Raw genomic sequence first — 20450 nt, forward strand, 5'->3', positions numbered from 1 at the left:
CGGCTTTCGATGGAAAAAAATATTTTTTCGCAAAAAAGAGTAAAAATTTCTGCCGGCTTTACTTTGGTTGAGATGATGATTGTGTTGGCAATCATCGGTATTCTTGCCGCTATTGCGTTGCCTTCTTACTCTTATTATATTGAACGCACCAATTTGGCAACTGCTAAAAATGAGTTGGTTGAGCTGGTAGCTGAAATGAGACAGAGAAAGGTAAAAAATTTGCCGACTTACAGTGTTGCCGGTTTGAACAGTCTGATTAATACTAAGCGTACTGTCGCCAACGGAAACTATGAGCTAGAGTCCAATACCACTGACGGGAAAATCAATACTTTTTATATTTATCTAAAGCCGAATAGATCCGGTTTTACAAAATCGCTATATATTACAGCGGCTGGAGAGGTGTTTGAATGCCCCAATTCAGCAGCCGCCAGTACCAAGTCTGGGTGTACGAAAATCAATTGATTGTGTTGATGATGAAGTTTATTGATGATTAAGAAAGTATGCTATTTGTTTTGTCTAGGCGTCTAAAAATCCTTCTCGGCTGCTGAGCCAGCGCAATAAGTGTGCAGCGACAGCTTCAGGATGGTGGCGCATAAATGTTGGTGCAACTTGGCGCGCTGCTTCCAATAAATGTAAATCTTCTTGCAAGCAGGCAAAGCGTAACATAGGCATACCGCTTTGCCGTGCACCCAGTAACTCACCCGGTCCGCGGATATTCAAGTCTTGACGGGCGATTTCAAAGCCGTCTTGGTGTTCGTAGATCACTTTTAACCGAGCTTTGGCTAATTCATTCAATGGTTCGCTGAATAACAATACGCAACTGCTGGTGTCTTTACCACGGCCCACTCGGCCGCGCAGTTGGTGAAGTTGTGCCAAGCCCATGCGCTCAGCATGTTCGATGACCATTAAAACGGCATTGGGCACATCTACGCCCACCTCGATGACAGTCGTGGCCACCAGTACGTCTATCTTGCCTGAGGCAAAATCTCCCATTACTGCCGCCTTTTCTCCAGATTTCATTTTTCCATGCAACAAACCGATTTTTAACTGCGGCAGTGCTGTTTGTAGCTCGGCTCGGGTTTCTGTTGCAGTTTGTAATTGCAATATTTCACTTTCTTCAATCAGCGGGCAGACCCAATATGCCTGTTTCCCTTTTTGGCAGGCAGCTAAAACGAAGCCTTCCACTTCATGCCGTCGGGCGCTGTTAACCAGGCGGGTTTGAATGGGAGTACGTCCGGGAGGCAGTTCGTCAATGAGGGAAACATCCAAGTCGGCAAAAAAACTCATCGCCAAAGTGCGCGGTATTGGCGTGGCAGACATCATTAATTGATGGACGTCGCGCCCTTTGTTTTTGAGAGCTAAGCGTTGTTCGACACCGAAGCGGTGTTGCTCGTCCACGATAACCAGCCCCAGCTGTCGAAAAGCCACGTCTTCTTGAAATAAGGCATGGGTACCGATGGCCAAATGAACATGGCCATCTGCCAAAGCAGTTTTGACCTGATCTTTTTCTTTTTTCTTCAGGTTACCTGAAAGCCAAGAAACCGTTATCCCAAGAGGCTCCAGCCATTGCTTAAATTTCACATAGTGCTGCTCGGCTAAGATTTCGGTAGGTGCCATGACGGCAACTTGTGCTCCTGCTTCCAATGCGTTCAGGGCAGAGAGTGCTGCCACAATGGTTTTGCCGCTGCCAACATCGCCTTGTAATAGGCGGTGCATCGGATGAGGCTGGGATAAATCATTTTGAATTTCTGTTAAGACACGCTGTTGGGCAGGCGTCAGGGTAAAAGGCAAGCTATTGATTAAACGGTGGTACAGACGACCGTTTCCGCGTAGCGGTATGGCATTGCCGGAAAGTCGCTTTTTGCGAGCCAGCTGCATGGAAAGCTGTTGAGCCAATAGTTCGTCAAATTTGAGGCGTTGCCAAGCAGGCAATGCGCCGTTATGAAGTTGGTGCGGACTGTATTCGGGTGGTGGTGTGTGGAGTAGGCGCAGACTGTCGGCAAGAGGCGGAAGATGCAATGCAGTGCGCAGGCTTTCTGGCAGAGTGTCGCTTAAGGGCAAGATTTCGAGGGCCTTGCGGATGATGCGGCGTAAAGTGGATTGACTGAGACCGTTTACGGTGGGATAGATGGGCGTGAGGCTTTCGGCGAGACTATGTGTGGCCTCGCGAATTTTCGGATGCACCATTTCATCGCCGAAAAAACCGTGTCGGATTTCACCGATGGCGCGGATGGTTTTGCCTACTGCCATTTGCTTTTGTTGGCTGGGGTAGAAATGCAGGAAGCGCAGATGCAGTACGCTCCCGGATGCATCGCGTATCTGCACGATCAGTTGTCGGCGCGGCCTGAATTGGAGGTTTTGGTGCAGCACCATGCCTTCTACTTGGCAGGATGTCCCGACAGGGGCGTCTCGTATGGGGGTCAGGTGGGTTTCGTCTTCGTAACGCAAAGGCAGATGCAAAACTGCGTCCCAAGCCGTGTGAATATGTAGTTTGGCCAGTTTTTTTACTGTAGCATCGGTGATGTTGAGTTGCTTTTGCAGATCGGCATTCATAAAGAAGGCACTGAAGATTAACGGGTTGTGGCAGACTATCTGAGAGAGTCGCTTTTGTTTTCAGGTAGCCTGGATGACTGAGCAGCTGTGTTTTATCTAGGGACGTGTATCGCTTAAAAATATCAACTTATATGTCAACTAAGGCGATAGATGAAATGATGGCTACCTGAAAACTAGACTAGTCGTCCTGCAACAGCGCTTGCATGGTTTCCCGGTTCAAGCCTGCTTCTACGGTGGCTTGTCCCAGTTTTTGCAAAACCACCAGCCGGATTTGTCCGGCTTGGTTTTTTTATCGTGCTGCATGTGGGCCAGCCAAGTGCCGGCATCAAATTTAGGCGGGCAGACGGGCAGGGCGGCGGTTTGCAGTAAACGGATAACGCGCTGGATATCTGATGTTTTCAGGTAGCCTTTGTGCTCCGACAAACGGCAGGCCAACACCATGCCGGCCGCTACAGCTTCGCCATGCAGCCAATTGCCGTAGCCCATTTGGGCTTCGATGGCATGACCGAATGTATGTCCAAGGTTGAGATGGGCGCGGATGCCTTTTTCTTTTTCGTCTTGGCCGACAATGTCGGCTTTCATTTGGCAGCAACGGTAAATGGTTTGGGCCAGCAAGTCGGTCTGCTGCTGCATGATGGCCGGCGTGTGCTCTTCCAACCAAGACAAGAATTCTGCATCGCCCAACAAGGCGTATTTGATTACTTCTGCCATGCCGGCGGAAAACTCTCGTGCCGGCAAGGTGCGCAAGCAGTCTGTGTCGGCGATGACGGCTTGCGGTTGATAAAAGGCGCCGATCATGTTCTTGCCCAGCGGATGGTTGATACCGGTTTTACCGCCGACAGAGGAATCGACCTGACTCAGCAGGGTAGTGGGAATTTGAACAAAGGGGATGCCGCGTTGATATGTGGCGGCAGCATAACCTGCCATGTCGCCGATGACTCCGCCGCCTAAAGCCAGAATGGTGGTTTGACGGTCGGCATGGTTCTCTAAAAGACTGGTGTAAATATGGTTGAGTGATTCTGCGGTTTTGTGCGCTTCGCCATCCGGCAAAATGATGCTGAAGCAGTCCGTTCCCAGTTGGCGGCAGGCGGTTTCGATTGCTTGCAGGTAGAGAGGGGCGACGGTGGTGTTGGTGATGATGGCGGCGCGACTACCCAGATGAGGGCGGAGATAATCTGCTGCATGACTGATCAAACCGGAGCCGATATAAATGGGATAGCTGTGTGCCGGGGTATGTACGTCGAGTGTTTGTATCATATCTTTGAGGCAAAATATTGTTTCAGTTGTAGAAGCAAATCTCGGGTGGCCTGTTGGCAGAGTTGTTGGGCCGTCACATTGACTACGATGTGGGCGGTGTCACGGTACAGAGGGTCGCGCTGTTGATATAGCTCGCTTAATTTACCTAAGGGGTCTGTCACTTGAAGCAAAGGCCGGCTTTTGTCTGTTTTCACCCGTTGGTAGAGTACTTCGGGCACGGCGTGCAGATAGACAACGGTACCCCGGGATTTCAGGTAGCCTCTGTTTTCTTCGCGTAATACCGCACCGCCTCCGGTAGCTAGAACGACGGGGCGACGGCGACTTAATTCATCGATTACTGCTGTTTCTCTGTTGCGGAAGCCGTTTTCTCCTTCTAGTTCGAAAATGGTGGCAATGCTGACACCGGTGCGTTGCACTATTTCTTGGTCGCTGTCGATAAAGGGATAATGCAATAAAGACGCCAAGCGTTTCCCTTGGGTGGTTTTGCCTGCCCCCATTAAGCCGATTAAAAAAATATTGCCTGCTATGTGTTTCATAGCAGGCATTGTAACCGAATCACTCAATAAAAAGCGACCTCAGTTATTAATAACGCAAAACATTGCCTTCGCCACCCATAATGCGGGGAGTCAAGAAAATCAGCAACTCGCGTTTGGTATTAGAACGGGTTGTGCTTTTGAACAGGTTGCCGATTACCGGAATGTCACCCAACAAAGGCACTTTATACTCGCCGGTTGAATTATTTTCTTCGTAAATACCACCTAAGATGATGGTGCCTCCGTCTTCCACCATGGCTTTGGTATTCAGCTCTTTGGTGCTGATACAGGGGGTACCTTGTACACTACAGTCCCTGTCAACCGAATCTTTATTCAGCTGGATGTCCATAATTACATTGCCATCAGGTGTGATTTGCGGTGTCACAATCATGGACAATACGGCTTCCTTAAAGCTCACGCTGGTAGCTCCGCTAGAAGTGGCTTCTTGATACGGGATTTCCGTACCTGATTTGATCGTGGCCTGTTTACGGTCTTGGGTCAGTACACGAGGGCTGGAAATAATTTTGCCGCGATTTTGTTCCTGCATTGCTTGGAGTTCTAAACCCAAAGCGCCTGTTGCATAACTTTTGATGATAGAAATAGCGGAAGTCGGACTGCTAATGGGCAGATTGACATTGGGAATGCCCCAGCGGCTGTTACCGAAATCTCCCAGTGTTCCTGAAGCACGTCCTCCTATTTTGGTGCCTCCGTTTTCACTACCGAATCCGAAACGCACGCCCAGTGCGCGGGAGAAGCCGTCATTAGCTTCCACAATACGTGCTTCAATCATTACTTGACGGGCAGGTACGTCCAATTGGGCAATCAAATCCTCAAACTGTTTGATTACATTGGCATTGTCTTTGATGATGAGCGTATTGGTTGCCGGATCGATAACAGCGCTTCCCCGGCTGCTTAAAAGAGAATTATTAGAATTACCAGAAGAGCCACCAGATTCGCTGATATTCAAAATTTTGCGGAATTCGTTGACATCTTTGTAGCGTAATTGGAAGGTTCGAGAGTGGAGTGCCCCCAGTTCGTCGATTGCTTTGCGTCCCTCTAAAATAGCTCTTTCTTTATCAAGCAATTCTTGTCGTGGCGCAACATTGATAATATTACCATTGCGACGGTAGTCTAAGTCCCGCGCTTGCATGACCAAATCTAAAGCCTGATCCCAAGGTACTTCTTTCAAAGACAGAGTCATTTTGCCAGAAACACTGTCGCTGGCAACAATATTCATACCAGATTCTTTGGCCAAAATTTGCAGAATAGTTCGCACCTCAACATCTTGAAAGTCCAGAGAAATACGTTTTCCGTTGAAGTTCCGCTGCCGGCGATCGCTGCCGGACTCGGCTACAACGGTTTTGGGTGAGACGGTCAGCACATAGCGTCCCGCACTTTGGCTGGTTTTGTATTCCCAGTTGCCCTGTGTACGGATGGTGATTTCCGTATCGTTACCCAGACGGCGTAAACTTACCGTGCGGACAGGAGTACTGAAATCCGTTACATCAAAGTTTCGCTGGGCAGCAATAGGGATTTGGTTGTTTTTAAAAAGAATAACCAAGCGATCGTTGTGTTGTTTAATGTCGGGATTGCCACGGTATCCAGCCGGATTGATTTCAACAATTCCCGCATTGTTAGCCCCCTTTCTAAAATCTACATTGATATTGGCGATGTTGCTGCTTTCTGAGGAAGCAGTAGAGTTTGCTTTTGAGGCCGATTCAGTGATGGTTACTGTTTCTTGACGTAAAGCAGGGGCTGCTGTTTGATGTCTGGTGGGTGTTTGGGCAGTAGTATGCGTGGATTCGTTAATGTATACCCATACTTCATTGCCTTTTATTTCTGCATTGTATTGGCCTGGTTTGTTCAGACTCAGTAAGACACGGGTTTTATTGTTGTCTTGAGCGACGGCAATTTGACTTAATAAATCGTCATTGTATTGCAAAACAGGTTGATTAAGATTGGATCCCGTGCCTGCGAAATCTAATGCAATGCGCGAAGGAGCGGTAGTGATGAAGCCACTCGGTTTGATCATGTCGCGATCAAAACGAATTTTGATGACTTTTTGGTTATCGGGTAAGGCAGATACATTAATATCTGTAATATTTCCAGCAAAAACGCTTTGAATTGCCAAGCCCAACCCTAAAGTGCTTAGATATTTTAACTTTTTAATTTTCATAACGTTAATCCCTTAAAGTTTAGTTGGTTTTTGATTGGTTACCAGTTGAGTCTTCAGTTTTTTCATTTAAACCCAGTTCGGCCGGGCGATTTTCCCATTCACCATAACTGTTTTCAACCAATTCGTTGACGATGATTTTGTCAGGCGTGATGGCGGTAATTCTTCCATGGTTTTGACCGATGTAGTTACCGATGCGAACGGTGTAAGTATGATTATTGGCTTCTATAAATGCAGATACTTGATTTCCTCGTTTGATTGATCCTACATAACGGACACTTTCTAAACTGAAATTTTCTAGAATTTCCTTCACCCTATTGGGGTTAGGGACGTTTATACCAGTTTGCTGGTTGACCCGGATGCGTTTAGGATCAAAAATATTTAAGCCATTGATGACAGGGTCGATATACTGAGCTGGTTTAGAGAGTGTAGGCACTTCTACCGGACGCACATTATTCTCTGCTTGGCGCTGTGTTTCTTGCATCCAATCATCTAAATCGTTTCCAGGCATAGAGCAGGCAGCTAAGCAGCACAGTATAGGAAGCGAAAGTAAATTTGCTTTCATAGTACAATCCTTATTTTTTATAAAATTACTCTCATTATTCAGCAGCGGAGGCGCTGCTGGCAGCTGCTTCGTTAATCTCTAAGGCTTTATAAGTATTGGCATTGGCACTTAAGGTAAGTACACCGTTGTTTCCTTCTTTTTCATTTGAAGGAACCAAACTAATTTTATCCAGAGTAACGATCCTAGATAAACGGCCAACATCGCGAGTAAATTGTGCAATTTGCTCATAACTTCCTGAGATAGAAATTTCATGAGGTAGTTGCTGTACGCTATCATCATTAATGGGCGGCAAAGGTTTTACGCTGTTCATGCGCATACTGTTTTTCGCACCTGCCTGATGGAGCTCCTGAATTAAATTTGGGATTTCTGCATCAGTAGGCAATTGCTTTAACAGGACATTAAAAGCTGTGCGAATTTGTTTTAGCTCTTCTTCTAGAACAGGAAGGTTGGCTGCTTGGGCAGCTTTATTTGCGTAATCCTGTTTCAATTGCTCTTCTTGTCCTTGTAAAGTTTCAATTTCAGACCATTGGTCTTTAAATAGTGCGACGTAGCCTATGCCCAAAGTAACCAAGATAATGAGTGCCGCAACTCCGAATTGTGTAGCTTTCCCTTGTTTGTATAAAGTATTTAAGTCGATATTTGTAGCCATGACGCTTTGCTCCCTAAAAAATCATTGAGCCGTATCAGTTGATGTGTCTGTTTGTTTGCTAACAGATGTTGCTGATAAGGCAACGGTTAATTCGAACTCCTGTACGGCTTCTACCTTTTTAATGCTGGACAGCGCAGGTTGCTCAAATACCTGAGTTGTAGGAATAACGCGCATAAAGTCTGCAATCTTGCTATCGCTTGTTGCTTTGCCGGACAAAGTATAGTTTTGAGGATCAGTTGCTTTGATGCCGGTTAAATATACGCCTTCCGGTGCGACTGCATTCAGCATATCAATAATACGTGCTGCTTCAAAACGTTTATTTTCTAATTCCTCTACTTTTTGTTTACGGCTTAAGAAGGCTGCTTTTTCCTTTTCTAAGCCGGCGACTTCCTGAATTTTTTCATCCAAAAGAGCAATTCCGTCGGTGAGCTGCTGGTTTCTTGACTCTTGATTAAGCTTCATGCCGCTCAGGGTCATATAAGTAAATGCACACAGTCCAATTCCTGCCAGTAAGGATAAAAGCATCAAACGATTGAATTGGGACTTTTTCTTTTGATCCAGCTGCTCACGGTAAGGCAGCATATTGATTTTGATTAAAGGCGTCATGTTTATAATCCTCGCGCAGCCAAACCGAAGGCAACTGTCAATTGTCCGGCTTCTAAGTTAAAGTGTGGATTTTCTGTCTGGGCATTAGCCTGTACGCTATAGACCGGCTCAGCCTGTTGCGTCGGGATATTAGTTTGCGAATAAACATTTTCAGCCAGCCCGAAAGGTTGCATAAATGGGCATCCTGCAATGAGGATATGCTTGATATTTTCCTGATAGTCACTGCTGACTGTGGTGTAATAAAACTGCAAAACCCGTTGGATTTCTTGGGTCAATTGATTATTGAAGTGATTGGCGACTGTTGATTGGAAGTCTGCCGGTTTTGTATTTTTGAATCGGAGATGCCACGCATCGTCTTCAGTCAGCTTATACTGGCGCTGGATATTAAGCGTCAATTGTTTATTGCCGAAATTGGTTTCTTGTTTGTATAGAATTTGGCCATTTTGTAGGATGAATGCTTTCATTTGCTCTTCATCGACGTAGAAGACAGCTAATTTCTGATTTTCCAAATCAGACGAAAACTGATCCATCCAGATAGAGAATGCGTTCACAACGGCGAAAGTATCTACATCCATTTGTGACAAAGCAATGCCAGCAGCTTCAAATGCATCAACCCGCAAATTAACATCATCACGTTTTGCAGCAGCCAGAACGATTTCTTGTACATTGCCATCATGGGAGTCAGCAGTAATCTGATAATCAAAGCTCAGATCGCTTGAGCCTATGGTTTGGCTGGCCTCAAGCTCAGCAAACTCCTCCAATGATAAATCGGAGCTTCGAGAGTCAAAATGCAAAGTTTGAGTATTGGTTAGGGACTGAGGAAGGGCGGCTGTGATATTTTTGCAACTGGTGCCGAGCTGTTCGTAAGTTTGTTGTAAATATGATACGAGTTGGTCATAATCCTCAATATTGCCGTTTATAATAATGCCTTTCGGAAGAGGCTGGATGGCATATTTTTCCAGTTTCAGCCGGTCAGGGGTGCTACCTGAAAGGTGTACCATGCTGATGGTATTCGGTGTAACATCTATCCCCAAGCTGCCTTTGCCGCTGAAATTTTTTTTGATTTATTATTTGATTTATTTGAATTTTTTGATATTTTCATACTTGGAACTCCCTTTGAAAAATCATCTTACGGCCATTGCTGAATGAATACAAGGTTTAGCATTTCCTTGCAGAAATTTGAGTATAGTTTACTTTAGCCAAAGTCTTTATAGATAGAAATATTTTTCGTTATGGTTAGAAAATTTTTTACTACTGTATTTGGGTTGTTGATCGGATTGCTGCTGTTCGGTATCGGCTTGCTTGCGATTGCGGTTATGGTGACCTACCCCAAGCTGCCTACCTTGGAGGCGGTTACCCACTATCAGCCCCGTATGCCTTTGATGATTTATTCTTCAGACGGCAAACTGATCGGCCAATATGGCGAAGAGCGCCGAGCATTCACGAAAATTGACCAGTTTCCGAAAGTGTTGAAGGATGCTGTGTTGGCAGCCGAAGATAAGCGTTTTTATCAGCATTGGGGTGTGGATACCACCGGAGTGATGCGCGCGGTGATCGGAAACTTTCAAGCCGGCGGTGTGCAGTCCGGCGCCAGCACCATTACCCAACAAGTGGCGCGCAATTTTTATTTGACCAATGAGCGGACTTATACGCGCAAATTCAATGAAGCCTTGCTGGCATATAAAATCGAACAGTCTTTGACTAAAGATCAGATTTTAGAGCTTTATTTCAATCAGATTTACTTGGGCCAACGCGCTTACGGGTTTGCTGCGGCCTCTCAAATTTATTTTAACAAACCGGTGCAAGAGTTGAGTTTGGCCGAAGCGGCCATGCTGGCCGGCCTGCCCAAAGCTCCCTCTTCTTATAACCCGATTGTGAATCCTGAGCGGGCTCGTTTGCGGCAAGAATATATTCTGAACAATATGGTTCAGGAGGGGATGATTACACCGCAGCAACGTGAACAGGCTTTGGCCGAGAAATTGGTGTACGAGCGGCAGCAGGTTGATATTGACCAGAATTCCTTGTATGTGGCTGAGATGGCGCGTCAGGAGATGTATGATAAATACGGAGAAGAGGCCTATACCCGCGGTTTCCGTGTGTACACCACGGTTGATACAGAAAGCCAGCGTGTGGCCACCAATGCTTTGCGTCGCGCTTTGAAGGGGTTTGGCGTGGGTGCCTACCGTGGTGCGGAGGGTTACTTGGACCTGGGCAAAATCGAAGCCGATGTGTTGGATGAAAACCTGGACCAATATTTGAACGGTTTTTACACGGTTGACGGTTTGGTTCCTGCTGTTGTGTTGAAAGCCAGCCGTTCGCAAATAGAGGTTTATTTGCAAGGCGGCGAGCGTATTAAATTGGGCGGTAATACGGTGAGCAATATTGCCCGCACCATCAATAATCAGAATATGGGGGACGCTTCCGTGCGTCCGGGCGCCCTCATTCGAGTGCGCAAATTGGATCGCGGTTGGCAAATCAGCCAAGTGCCTGAGTTGCAGGGTGCCATTGTGGCCTTGGACAGTAAAACAGGGGCCATCCGTGCATTGGTGGGTGGGTTTGACTTCCACAGTAAAAGTTTTAACCGGGCCACTCAAGCAGAGCGCCAGCCGGGTTCTACTTTCAAACCGTTTGTCTATTCTGCTGCTTTGGCCAAAGGCATGACAGCGGCCACCACCATTAACGATGCTCCTTTGGAGTTGCCGGGTATGGGTGCCGGCGGCCGCCCATGGCGTCCGAAAAACTCCGACGGCCGATATTCTGGTTTTATTACCTTGCGCCAGGCCTTAACTGCTTCGAAAAACATGGTTTCCATTCGTATTGTCATGGCCATGGGTATTGATGAAGCGCACAAATACGTACAACGTTTCGGCTTTAACGCCCAGCAAGTTCCGGCTGCTTTGTCTATGGCTTTGGGCAGTGGTTCGGCAACGCCCTTACAAATGGCGGAGGCCTATGCGGTATTTGCCAACGGCGGCTACAAAATTTCTTCTTATGTGATTGACCGTATCGAAGACGGAGAGGGCCGCTTGCGGGCACAAATGAAACCGTTGGTGGCCGGCGAAAACGCGCCCCAAGTGATTGATCCGCGTAACGCTTATATCATGTATAGCATGATGCGGGACGTCATTCGCCGCGGTACGGCTACCCGGGCCAATGCTTTGGGCCGTAGCGACTTGGCCGGCAAAACCGGTACCACCAATGCCAATAAAGACGCTTGGTTTGCAGGTTTCAACCCGGATTTGGTTGCGGTGGTTTATATCGGTTTCGATAAGCCTAGAAGCATGGGACGCGCTGCTTTCGGCGGTACCATCGCGCTGCCTGTGTGGATCGACTATATGCGCCATGCGCTGAAAGGCGTGCCGGTAAAAGAGATGCCGGTGCCGCAAGGTTTGGTGCGCAAAGGCGGTGAATACTTCCTGCAAGAGCAGCAAACCACCAGCCCGCGTTTGGCGATTGACAACCGTGGTGCCGATCCGGATGCAGACGATATTGCTGCAGCGGGCAACAACCCTGTGGTGCCTGAAGTGGTGATTCCGCCGGTTAATAACGGAGGCGGTAGCAACAGGGGCAGCGGCGGTGGCGGCGGCTCTTCTGAAGAAATTGATGCACTCTTCTGATGATTACCGTTAAAGTAAACGCATAGAGGGCTGAGGCTGTCGGATAGGAAAACGGCCTCAGCCTTTATTTATTGTTTGGCGCAATCGAGCTGAGCAGCTTAGATGCTATCCACAAATTGGCACGCTGAGACCTTTGCAAAACCCCCAGATGTGGATGCAGTTCAAGGCGTAGCAGCGCAGCGAGTGTGAACGCAGGAATCCCTGTGGGACAGACATATCATCTAGATAGGCAAGCGAGCGAGCAGCGCACAACGCAGAAATGCGCCGCAGATGGGGGTTTTGCAAAGGTCTCACGCCGTCGTTTTATGCTGGCCAACTATGTATGGCTTTGAAAGCAATCGAACTAAACCTGAGTATTGGAATGGCCGCGGAAGCTCAGCACTGAGTGTGCACAGAGTTCAGCCGGCAATCGTTTAAGGATTGCCGGCTGTTTTGCTGGATCAGGGTAATCTGCTGCTTAAATCGCCACAGCCGTTTCTTCCAGGCGCACAATTTCTCGGCGCAGATGTTTGAGCGCAGGCGTAACAATTGCCACAAAAACAGCCTCCCGCATGATGCGCTGTGCAGCGTGGTTTTTCAGGTAGCCTTTGGCGCCGGCATGCAGCACGGCAGATTGGGCGGCGCGTAAGGCCAGCTCGCTGGCTTCGGCACGGCTTTTCAATACCGGTAAGGCAGGTTGGTGGCCTTGCTGAGCCGCAGCGTAGAGTGGGGTGCTGTCGCTAAGCCAATGCTCGAAATCATTTTGCAGGCTTTGTCCGCTGTCAGGCAGATAGGCATTGGCGGGATTGCCCGAACGGCAGCTGTCTTGGATAACCGACAAAGCGGCGTCGATAATCCCGGCGGCAAAACCGTTTTGCAGCAGCAGGAAGCCGGGTTTGATGCGAGCGAGATAGTCGGGAAACTCATCGGGCGTGGCCAAGATATCGGCAGGAGTGATTTCCATGTCTTTAAAGCGCACGCTCAAGGTGCGGGTGCCTTCCAGGGCGCAAAATTCGGGACTGCGTTTCAGGCTGACGCCGTCGCGCCAACCCTCCACCATAAACATCACATAGCCGCCGTCTGTGGTTTGTGCCGTGCACGCCCATACGTGTTCGTCGCCGATATTCGATACCCAAGGCAAGCCGCCGTTGATCAGGTAGCCGTTTCCGTTCGGCTCGGCTTTCAACAAATGTTTTTCGATGCCGTCTAAATGCTTGACCGTATTTGACATGCCGGTGCCGGCCAGCAGACGGCCTTCGGAAACGGCGCGGAAATAACGCTTGCGCACATCACGGTTGCTACTCATGGCCAGATACCAAGCGCAAGTGGCTTGGCACCACGCGGTAAAGCCGGTGGAGCCGCATTCGGCGGCTACCGAGCGCAGAATATCCACTTGTTCGGCCAAGGCGTCGCTTTGGCCGTTTTCTTCGGCCCGCAAGAAGGCGGCAAAACCGCCCAAACGGCCCAATTCGTGCAGGTAGTCTTTCGGATAAAGCCCTTCGCGGTCGATGCGTTCGACCAAGGGGCGCAAGTGTTGGCGGGCGTGTTCACGGATGGTTTCGCTGCGTGTCGGCATGATGTGGTTTCAGTATCGGATAAAAAGGTGATGATAGAGCAGCAGCGAAGGGAGACAAATATTGATTGGCTATATGCTTATGCCGAGGTGGGAAGCAGGGGGAAACCATTCAAACGGGCAACAGGCTACCTGAAAAATTTTCAGGTAGCCTGTTGCCCGTTTGATGGCGGTCTGTATGTGTTCAAACGGTTACAAGACAAGCTGAGACCTTTGCAAAGGCCCCAGATGTGGGTGCAGTTCAAGGCGTAGCAGCGCAGCTGGCGTGAACGCTAGGAATCCCCGTGGGAAAGACATATCACATGATAGGCAAGCGAGTGAGCAGTACCCATAGGGCATAAACGCACAACGCAGAAATGCGCCGCAGATGGGGCTTTTGCAAAGGTCTCAAGCTGGCGGGTTATGCGTTTCAGTTGATGGGGCTTGTACAGTCAAAATATTTCTGCACCACCATCAGGCCAGTTAAGAGTTCCAGTTTGCGGTCGAAAAAGGGCTGCATATAAGCATTGGCTTGGCGGATGATGCGTTCGGCAGCGGCCGGGCGGGCATGATAAAAGGCCAGCTTTTCGTCTAGATCGGCGTAGTCGTCCTGCAGATGCACATAGTGCACATCGGCTTGCAGGCGGCCTTCCATCAGCCAGGTTTCGTAACGCGGTGCGGCCATGAAACACAGGGATTGCGAAGCCATGATCCATTTGAGGTTGGTGGCGACATCGTTGCCTTCGATGCTGAGGATGTATTTGTGGCGCAGCTGTTCTTCCACGGTGAGGAAGCTGCGGTGGTAGGGCTGGCCGGCGGATTTTGGGTGGACGCAGCCAACGTCGCAGAGCGGATGGTTGTGATACTGCTCGAGAAAACGTAGGCGCTGGCATTGGTGGGCGGCACCGCGCCAAACCAAGCTGTCTTGCTTGTCGGCAAAACGGTGGGGATCGGGGTAGATATAGAAATGGCGCACGCTGTCGAGCTTGAGCAGCACGCTGTTTTGATTGTTATCGGCAATCGGGCGGCTTTTCACAAACGCGGGTTGCTCGGGAATGTGGGTCACATCGCCGAATTCATATAAGAAGCGCTCATCGGCCGGGAAATAGCGCAGCAGGGCGGCCAGATCATAGAAATAAGCGGAATGGCCGCATTTTTTGAAGCTGCCGACGGCAGTGCTTGCCCCATGCAGTGTGTGTGTGCCGCTGAGCCGGTTGTAGTAGTCCACCCGGCTGTGCAAGGCTTGCTGTTGTTCGCGGTTGAGGCGGGAAAATTCGCGTAGGACGTCTTGCCCGTTGCGTACCAGCCATGTATGCGGCAGCACGCCCAGCAGGCTGTGGCGGGTGTAGTAGGCGAGTTTGTGCAGGCGTTTGTGATAAATGCCGGCGGCTTGGCTCATGGGAGACTCGGTATCGGAAAGGCTACCTGAAACGCAAATAGCGGTTTCAGGTAGCCTGTTTGGGGGGAATTAAACGATTTCGGCTTTGGTGATGACCACGGGATCGACCGGTACGTCATCGTGGTAGCCGTGACGCTTGGTGGCCACGTTTTCGATTTCGTCCACCACGTTTTGGCCTTCCACTACTTTGCCGAATACGGCATAGCCCCAGCCGTGCAGGCTCGGTTCGGTGTGGTTGAGGAAGCTGTTGTCTTTGGTGTTGATGAAGAACTGGGCGGAGGCGCTGTGCGGCGCTTGGGTGCGGGCCATGGCAATGGTGTATTTGTCGTTTTTCAGGCCGTTTTGGGCTTCGTTTTGGATCGGCTCGCGGGTGGCTTTTTCGTTCATGTTTTCGTCCATGCCGCCGCCTTGGATCATGAAGCCTTTGATCACGCGGTGGAAAATCAGGCCGTCGTAAAAGCCGTCTTTGACATATTGCTCGAAGTTGGCGGCGGTAACGGGGGCTTTTTCGTGGTCGAGCTCGATGCCGATGGTGCCGAAGTTGGTGTGCAGTTTGATCATGATGTGCTTTCTTGAAAAAAAGGTTGGGGAATTGGGCAAATGGTGGTGCGGCGGCTGATTTCAAGCACGGAGAATGTATTCAGCGTGTGCCGTCACGGCGTTCGGAAAAGGCGCCGGGTTTGCCTTGTTTGACGGCTTCGATTTGGATATCGAGGCGCACCTCGTCGGGCATGATGCCGCTCAGGTAGTTCATGCCCCAGCGGCTGCGTTGGAGGGTGGCGCTGAAGTCGCCGCCGCACACTTGGGCCAATTTCACCGGGCTGATGTAGCAGTTGAAGCGTTGGGCGGTGAGGGTGAGCGGGTGGGTTTGGCCGAGCAGGGTCAGCCGGCCTTCAACGGCGCTGAGCCGGCCGTTGTCGAAACGGAAACGGGTGGATTCGAAAACCATTTCGGGATGGCGCGCAACATTGAATAAGTCGGCTGCTTTCAGATGGCGGTCGAATTCGGGGTTGCCGCTGCTCACCGAAGCGGTGGGAATGCGGATGTGCACGCTGCCGGTTTCGGCTTCTGGGCGGTAGTCTATGGTGCCGGTGAGCCGGTAAAAGCCGCCGGTGTTGGTGCTGGTGCCGAAGTGGTCGATGGCAAAGCGCACATTGGCGTGGTCGGGATCGATGCGGTAGGTGTCGGCCACGGCCGGTAGGCAGGCGGCCAAGGCAAGCAGGGCAAAACAGGTTTTCATGATGATGCGCTTCGCGGCGGTTGTTTGGGCATGGCATCAAGCAAAGAGGCTACCTGAACACAAGGGCAGCCGTTTGCTTGGTTTTGAAGAGGCGGCCGCTTAATCCAAAATCCGTACGCGGTGGATGAGCACCGGCGTGCGCGGCACGTTTTCGTGCGGGGCGCGGGTGGTGGTGGGTTCGGCGGCGATTTTGTCCACCACTTCGAAGCCGCCGGTAACTTTGCCGAAAACGGCATAGCCGTAGCCGCGGGCGTCGGGGCTGCTGTGGTTGAGGAAATCGTTGTCTTTCAGGTTGATGAAAAACTGGCTGGTGGCTGAGTGGGGTAGGGCGGTGCGCGCCATGGCGATGGTGTAGCGCCGGTTTGACAGGCCGTTGGCCGCTTCGTTGGCGATGGGGCGCTCGGTGGCTTTTTCGGCCATATCGGCGGTGAGGCCGCCGCCTTGGATCATGAAACCGGGGATCACACGGTGGAAAATGGTGCCGTTGTAAAAACCTTTGCGGGCATAGGCGGCGAAGTTGGCCACGGTTTTCGGGGCGCGGGTTTCGTCCAGGCTCAGTTCGATGCTGCCGTGGTTGGTGTCGATGACGGCACGGGTTTCGGCTTGGGCGGCAGCGGCGGCAAGGCCGAGAAGGAGGGCGCAGCTTAAGTAACGGATATTCATCGGGCAAATTTTTGAAAAACAAAACAGACGGTAGGGTAACGGCAGGCCGCCGAATTGGCAAGAGGCGGGCAGGCTACCTGAAATCTCTCTCCGGCCGGTAGCGTTTTAGGCGCATGGCATTGCCCAATACGGAAACCGAACTGAGGGCCATGGCGGCGCCGGCCAGAACGGGGGTGAGCAGGCCGAAGGCGGCCAGCGGGATGCCGAGGCTGTTGTAGAAAAAGGCGAAAAACAGGTTTTGCCGGATATTGCGCAAAGTGGCGCGGGCGATCAGGAGGGCGTCGGCCACCTGTTGCACGGAGTGCTGCATCAAAGTGGCGGATGCGGCGTGTTCGGCAGCATCGGCACCGCCGCGCATGGCGAAACCAGCATCGGCGGCGGCCAAGGCCGGTGCGTCATTGATACCGTCGCCCGCCATGGCCACGCGCCGTCCTTCTTGTTGCAGGGCTTGGATGGCGGCGGCTTTGTCGCGCGGAGAGCAGCGGCCTTGGGCGTGTTGGATGCCGAGTTGGGCGGCGATGTAATCCACCGTGCTTTGGCGGTCGCCGCTCATGATGCGCACTTCGATGCCGTGTTGCTGCAAACGCTGTACGGCGGCGAGGCTGTCGGGTTTGAGTTCGTCGGCCAAGGCAAAGGCGCCGGCGGCCAGGCCGTTTACCGACACTGCCGCCACGCTGGCGATCTGCCATACGCCGTCCAGCGTTTCAGGTAGCCCGAAGCCGCAGTATTCGGGCGTGCCCACCCGCACGTCGCCGATACCGGCCACTTGGGCAGACATGCCTTGCCCAGCTTCGGTGTGCACCTGTTCGGCAGCAGGCAGGACGGATACTTTTTCGGCGGCGGCCGCCACGATGGCCTGGGCCAGCGGGTGCAGCGACAGCTGTTCGACTGCGGCAGCGGCTTGCCACAGCAGGGTTTCGTTGCCGTTTTCAGGTAGCCAGACAGCGGCAATTTGCGGGCGGCCTTGGGTGAGGGTGCCGGTTTTGTCGAGAATCACGGTATCGATGCCGGCGGCCTGCTCCAAGGCGGCAGCGTCGCGGAACCAAATGCCGTGCCGCACCGCTACGCCCATGCCGGCCATGATGGCGGCGGGCGTGGCCAAGCCCAGCGCGCAGGGGCAGGCGATCACCAATACCGCCACTGAGTGAATCAGCGCGGTGGCGGCGCTGCCGGCCAGCCACCAGGTGAGGAAAAAGGTGGCCAGCGCAATCAGGCCGACCACGGGCACGAATACGGCCGCCACTTGGTCGGCAATCCGCGCAATCGGCGCCTTGCTGCCTTGTGCTTCGGCCAGGGCGTGCATCATGTCGCCGAGCAGGGTTTGGCTGCCGAGCTGCTCGGCGCGGTATTCCAAGTGGCCGTTGAGCACCGAGCCGGCCAGCACGCGGCTGCCGGGCAGTTTGTGCTGCGGCTCGCTCTCGCCGGTGAGGTGGCTTTCGTCGGCCCAGCCTTCGCCGGCCAGCACCACGCCGTCGGCGGCAATCCGCTCGCCGTGTTTGGCCTGCAATTCGTCGCCGGGGCGCACGTCGGCCAGCGCAGCGGCCTGCCATTGGCCTTCACGGCGGCAGACCACCTGCTTGGGCGTGAGCTGCAGCAGCAGGCCGAGGCTGTTGAGGCTGTGGCGCTTGGTGCGCTCCTCCCAATATTTGCCGAGGCTCACAAAAGCCGCCACCATCACGCCGGCTTCAAAATACACCATGCCGTGCGCGTGGCTGCCGTGCAGCAGCCACATGGCGGTGGAGTAGAGATAAATGGCCGAGGTGCCGGCCGACACCAATACATCCATATTGGCCAAGCCGCCGCGTATGCTGTGCCAGGCGCTGCGGTAAAACGGCATCATCAGCCAACACTGCACCACGCTGGCGAGAACAAACTGTATCCACACCGGCGGCATCCAGGCATGGGTGCCGAACAGCATGCCGGCCATGCCCACGGCAAACGGCGCGCACAAAGCCAGCAGCAGCCACACCCGCCAATGGCTTTTGTCGGCGTTTTCAACCGTGCCGTCGGTATGGAGGCTGGCGTGGAAGCCGGTTTTGTCGATTAAGGCGGCAATCTGCGCCGCATCGGTGCGTGCGGCATCGAAGCTGACTTGCGCTTCTTCGTTGGCAAAATTGACGGTGGCTTCGCTGATGAAGTCTTTTTTATTGAGGACTTTTTCAATCCGGTTGGCGCAGGCCTGGCAGGTCATGCCTTCGATGCGGAAGCGGGCTTTTTCCAACATGGCGGGCTTTCAAAATATTTGGATGAAGAAATAAGGGCGTGCTGCCGCAATGCTAACCGACAACACGCCCTAAGGCTACCTGAAAGCAGCACGGGCAATCAACGTTTCGGCACGATGGTTTTGCCGATGGGCGAGAGGGCGAGCAGGGCGAACTTGAGGTGTTGCACGCCGAAGGGAATGCCGATGATGGTAACAAAATAGCCGACGGCGGTGGTGAGGTGGCCGATGGCCAGCCACCAGCCGGCCAGCACAAACCAAATCACGTTGCCCAGCATACCGGCCGCGCCGGTGCCGAGGTCTTCGCGGCCGGTCAGCAGGCTGCGGCTGACCGCTTCATGGCCAAACGGCCACAGGGTGAAGTTGCCGATGACAAAACAGGCGCGCGCCCACGGCAGGCCGATGACGGTCAGCGCCATCAGCAAGCCGGCCAGCCACCAGCCCAAAGCCATCAGCAGGCCGCCGAACACAATCCAGATGATGTTTAAAATGGTATTCAATGGGTCTGCCTTTCTTGCAAAGCGGTTTGTAGAGGAAAAGATAGGGATGAAGCTAAGTTTCCGGATGCCTGAAAATTGGGGATGGCGCAGCGAAAAACAATAGAAGAAAAACAATGGAAAAAGGCTACCTGAAAACGCATTCGGTATTTCAGGTAGCTGGTTGGGATGGGAGCGCAAGCAGCGGCGTTCAGCGCGGCTGTTGGCTGCGCCACCACTGCCAAGCCATCAGGGCGCCGCCCAGTAGCAGTTTGTGTTTCCAACGCGACGGCCACAAGGCCAGCTTCCACAGCAACGGTTGGGCATACAGTTTTTCCGCACCGCTGATCAGGGGTGCCAAGGGAAGGGCGGAGCTGACTTGGCGCGCATCTTCCATTTGTTGTTGGCGCTTGGCCAGCGCGATTTTCAGGCGTACCAAGTCGGCTTTCAATGCCAATAACTCGCGCTGTTCCTTTAAGTCCAAATCAGATTTGCTCATGCTCTGCTCCTGAAGAGGGGGCGGTGGGGCGCGGGTCGCGCAAACGCTCAAGGTCGCCGGCAATTTGGCGGAAAGTATCGCTGGTGAAATGTCCCTGCATCCGCCACAAACGGATGACCTGCCACAGCATGATCAAGGCAATCAGGCTCAGCAGACCGAAAGTGCCGAAGAACACCCATAATTTGGCTTCCGGGGTGAGGGCGGCGTTGAGGCCGAACAAGAGGCTGATGAGGCCGGCCAGCAGGCAGACGCCGCAGATCATCAGCGCCACACCGATTTTCACCCACGACAATACCTGTTCGGTGAGGTCGATTTTGAGCATGTGCAGGCGCAGTACGGCCAGCTCGCTGCCGTGTTCCAACCAGAGGCGGAATTGTTTGAATTGGCGGATCAGGCTCAATAGAAACTCCATTTCGAAAAAACCGTTTCGGGTGGTGAAACGGTTGTGGTCAGGCAGTCGGGCTACCT

The 20450-nt window shown here is 52.1% G+C and carries 18 protein-coding genes and 3 pseudogenes; 2 read left to right on the forward strand and 19 right to left on the reverse strand.

Annotated elements, in window-relative coordinates:
- Positions 1-9: 9 nt before the first annotated feature.
- Positions 10-462: a prepilin-type N-terminal cleavage/methylation domain-containing protein gene (locus HMPREF9371_RS13765; RefSeq protein ID WP_009117807.1), complete on the forward strand. Its 453-nt coding sequence runs from the start codon at positions 10-12 to the stop codon at positions 460-462.
- Between the two features lie 54 nt (positions 463-516).
- Here the strand turns inward: HMPREF9371_RS13765 and recG are convergent, their stop codons facing one another.
- From recG to pilM, 8 genes and pseudogenes are all read right to left on the reverse strand, one after another.
- The gene (recG, locus tag HMPREF9371_RS00475) at positions 517-2553 is read right to left on the reverse strand and encodes an ATP-dependent DNA helicase RecG (protein WP_009117808.1); all 2037 of its coding nucleotides are present in this window, start codon (positions 2551-2553) and stop codon (positions 517-519) included.
- Between the two features lie 178 nt (positions 2554-2731).
- Positions 2732-3807: pseudogene (gene aroB / locus HMPREF9371_RS00480) on the reverse strand (3-dehydroquinate synthase).
- On the reverse strand, positions 3807-4355 hold the full coding sequence (locus tag HMPREF9371_RS00485; protein WP_009117810.1) for a shikimate kinase: 549 nt from the start codon (positions 4353-4355) through the stop codon (positions 3807-3809). The pseudogene aroB and the gene HMPREF9371_RS00485 overlap by 1 nt, the downstream one beginning before the upstream one ends.
- A gap of 37 nt (positions 4356-4392) precedes the next feature.
- A complete protein-coding gene (gene pilQ, locus HMPREF9371_RS00490; protein ID WP_009117811.1) occupies positions 4393-6519 on the reverse strand; it encodes a type IV pilus secretin PilQ in 2127 nt (708 codons plus the stop codon).
- A 19-nt stretch (positions 6520-6538) separates the two neighbouring features.
- Positions 6539-7081, reverse strand: a complete 543-nt coding sequence (locus tag HMPREF9371_RS11175) for a pilus assembly protein PilP (RefSeq protein ID WP_198003603.1) — start codon at positions 7079-7081, stop codon at positions 6539-6541.
- Positions 7082-7115: 34 nt separating this feature from the next.
- Positions 7116-7730 (reverse strand): type IV pilus inner membrane component PilO, encoded by a 615-nt coding sequence (locus HMPREF9371_RS00495; protein WP_009117813.1) that lies wholly within the window; start codon positions 7728-7730, stop codon positions 7116-7118.
- A 21-nt stretch (positions 7731-7751) separates the two neighbouring features.
- Complete coding sequence (locus HMPREF9371_RS00500; protein ID WP_009117814.1) at positions 7752-8336, reverse strand: PilN domain-containing protein; 585 nt, start codon at positions 8334-8336, stop codon at positions 7752-7754.
- A gap of 2 nt (positions 8337-8338) precedes the next feature.
- Positions 8339-9370 (reverse strand): type IV pilus assembly protein PilM, encoded by a 1032-nt coding sequence (gene pilM / locus HMPREF9371_RS00505; protein WP_269596568.1) that lies wholly within the window; start codon positions 9368-9370, stop codon positions 8339-8341.
- Between the two features lie 198 nt (positions 9371-9568).
- Between pilM and HMPREF9371_RS00510 the strand changes: the two genes are divergently transcribed.
- On the forward strand, positions 9569-11953 hold the full coding sequence (locus HMPREF9371_RS00510; protein WP_009117817.1) for a penicillin-binding protein 1A: 2385 nt from the start codon (positions 9569-9571) through the stop codon (positions 11951-11953).
- A 64-nt stretch (positions 11954-12017) separates the two neighbouring features.
- Here HMPREF9371_RS00510 and HMPREF9371_RS13820 read toward each other — a convergent pair.
- From HMPREF9371_RS13820 to HMPREF9371_RS00560, 11 genes and pseudogenes are all read right to left on the reverse strand, one after another.
- Positions 12018-12238: pseudogene (locus tag HMPREF9371_RS13820) on the reverse strand (ATP-dependent exonuclease).
- 172 nt (positions 12239-12410) lie between these two features.
- Positions 12411-13508 (reverse strand): acyl-CoA dehydrogenase family protein, encoded by a 1098-nt coding sequence (locus tag HMPREF9371_RS00515; RefSeq protein WP_009117818.1) that lies wholly within the window; start codon positions 13506-13508, stop codon positions 12411-12413.
- 189 nt (positions 13509-13697) lie between these two features.
- Positions 13698-13887, reverse strand: a pseudogene (locus HMPREF9371_RS12920) (ATP-dependent exonuclease).
- A 27-nt stretch (positions 13888-13914) separates the two neighbouring features.
- Entirely contained in the window at positions 13915-14883 is a 969-nt protein-coding gene (locus HMPREF9371_RS00525) for a glycosyl transferase family 90 (RefSeq protein WP_009117819.1), read from the reverse strand.
- Positions 14884-14952: 69 nt separating this feature from the next.
- Positions 14953-15444 carry a peptidylprolyl isomerase gene (locus HMPREF9371_RS00530; RefSeq protein ID WP_009117820.1) on the reverse strand — a complete coding sequence of 164 codons (492 nt, stop codon included), beginning with the start codon at positions 15442-15444 and terminating at the stop codon, positions 14953-14955.
- A gap of 79 nt (positions 15445-15523) precedes the next feature.
- Positions 15524-16123 (reverse strand): YceI family protein, encoded by a 600-nt coding sequence (locus HMPREF9371_RS00535; RefSeq protein ID WP_009117821.1) that lies wholly within the window; start codon positions 16121-16123, stop codon positions 15524-15526.
- A 99-nt stretch (positions 16124-16222) separates the two neighbouring features.
- Positions 16223-16786, reverse strand: a complete 564-nt coding sequence (locus HMPREF9371_RS00540) for a peptidylprolyl isomerase (protein ID WP_009117822.1) — start codon at positions 16784-16786, stop codon at positions 16223-16225.
- 73 nt (positions 16787-16859) lie between these two features.
- On the reverse strand, positions 16860-19010 hold the full coding sequence (locus HMPREF9371_RS00545) for a heavy metal translocating P-type ATPase (protein ID WP_009117823.1): 2151 nt from the start codon (positions 19008-19010) through the stop codon (positions 16860-16862).
- Between the two features lie 98 nt (positions 19011-19108).
- On the reverse strand, positions 19109-19507 hold the full coding sequence (locus tag HMPREF9371_RS00550) for a YccF domain-containing protein (protein WP_009117824.1): 399 nt from the start codon (positions 19505-19507) through the stop codon (positions 19109-19111).
- Between the two features lie 187 nt (positions 19508-19694).
- Positions 19695-19982 (reverse strand): hypothetical protein, encoded by a 288-nt coding sequence (locus HMPREF9371_RS00555; protein ID WP_009117826.1) that lies wholly within the window; start codon positions 19980-19982, stop codon positions 19695-19697.
- Positions 19969-20394 carry a phage holin family protein gene (locus HMPREF9371_RS00560; protein ID WP_009117827.1) on the reverse strand — a complete coding sequence of 142 codons (426 nt, stop codon included), beginning with the start codon at positions 20392-20394 and terminating at the stop codon, positions 19969-19971. The genes HMPREF9371_RS00555 and HMPREF9371_RS00560 overlap by 14 nt, the downstream gene beginning before the upstream one ends.
- Positions 20395-20450: the final 56 nt, after the last annotated feature.

Origin of the sequence: Neisseria shayeganii 871 (assembly GCF_000226875.1) — a bacterium.
Classification (GTDB): Bacteria; Pseudomonadota; Gammaproteobacteria; order Burkholderiales; family Neisseriaceae; genus Eikenella; species Eikenella shayeganii.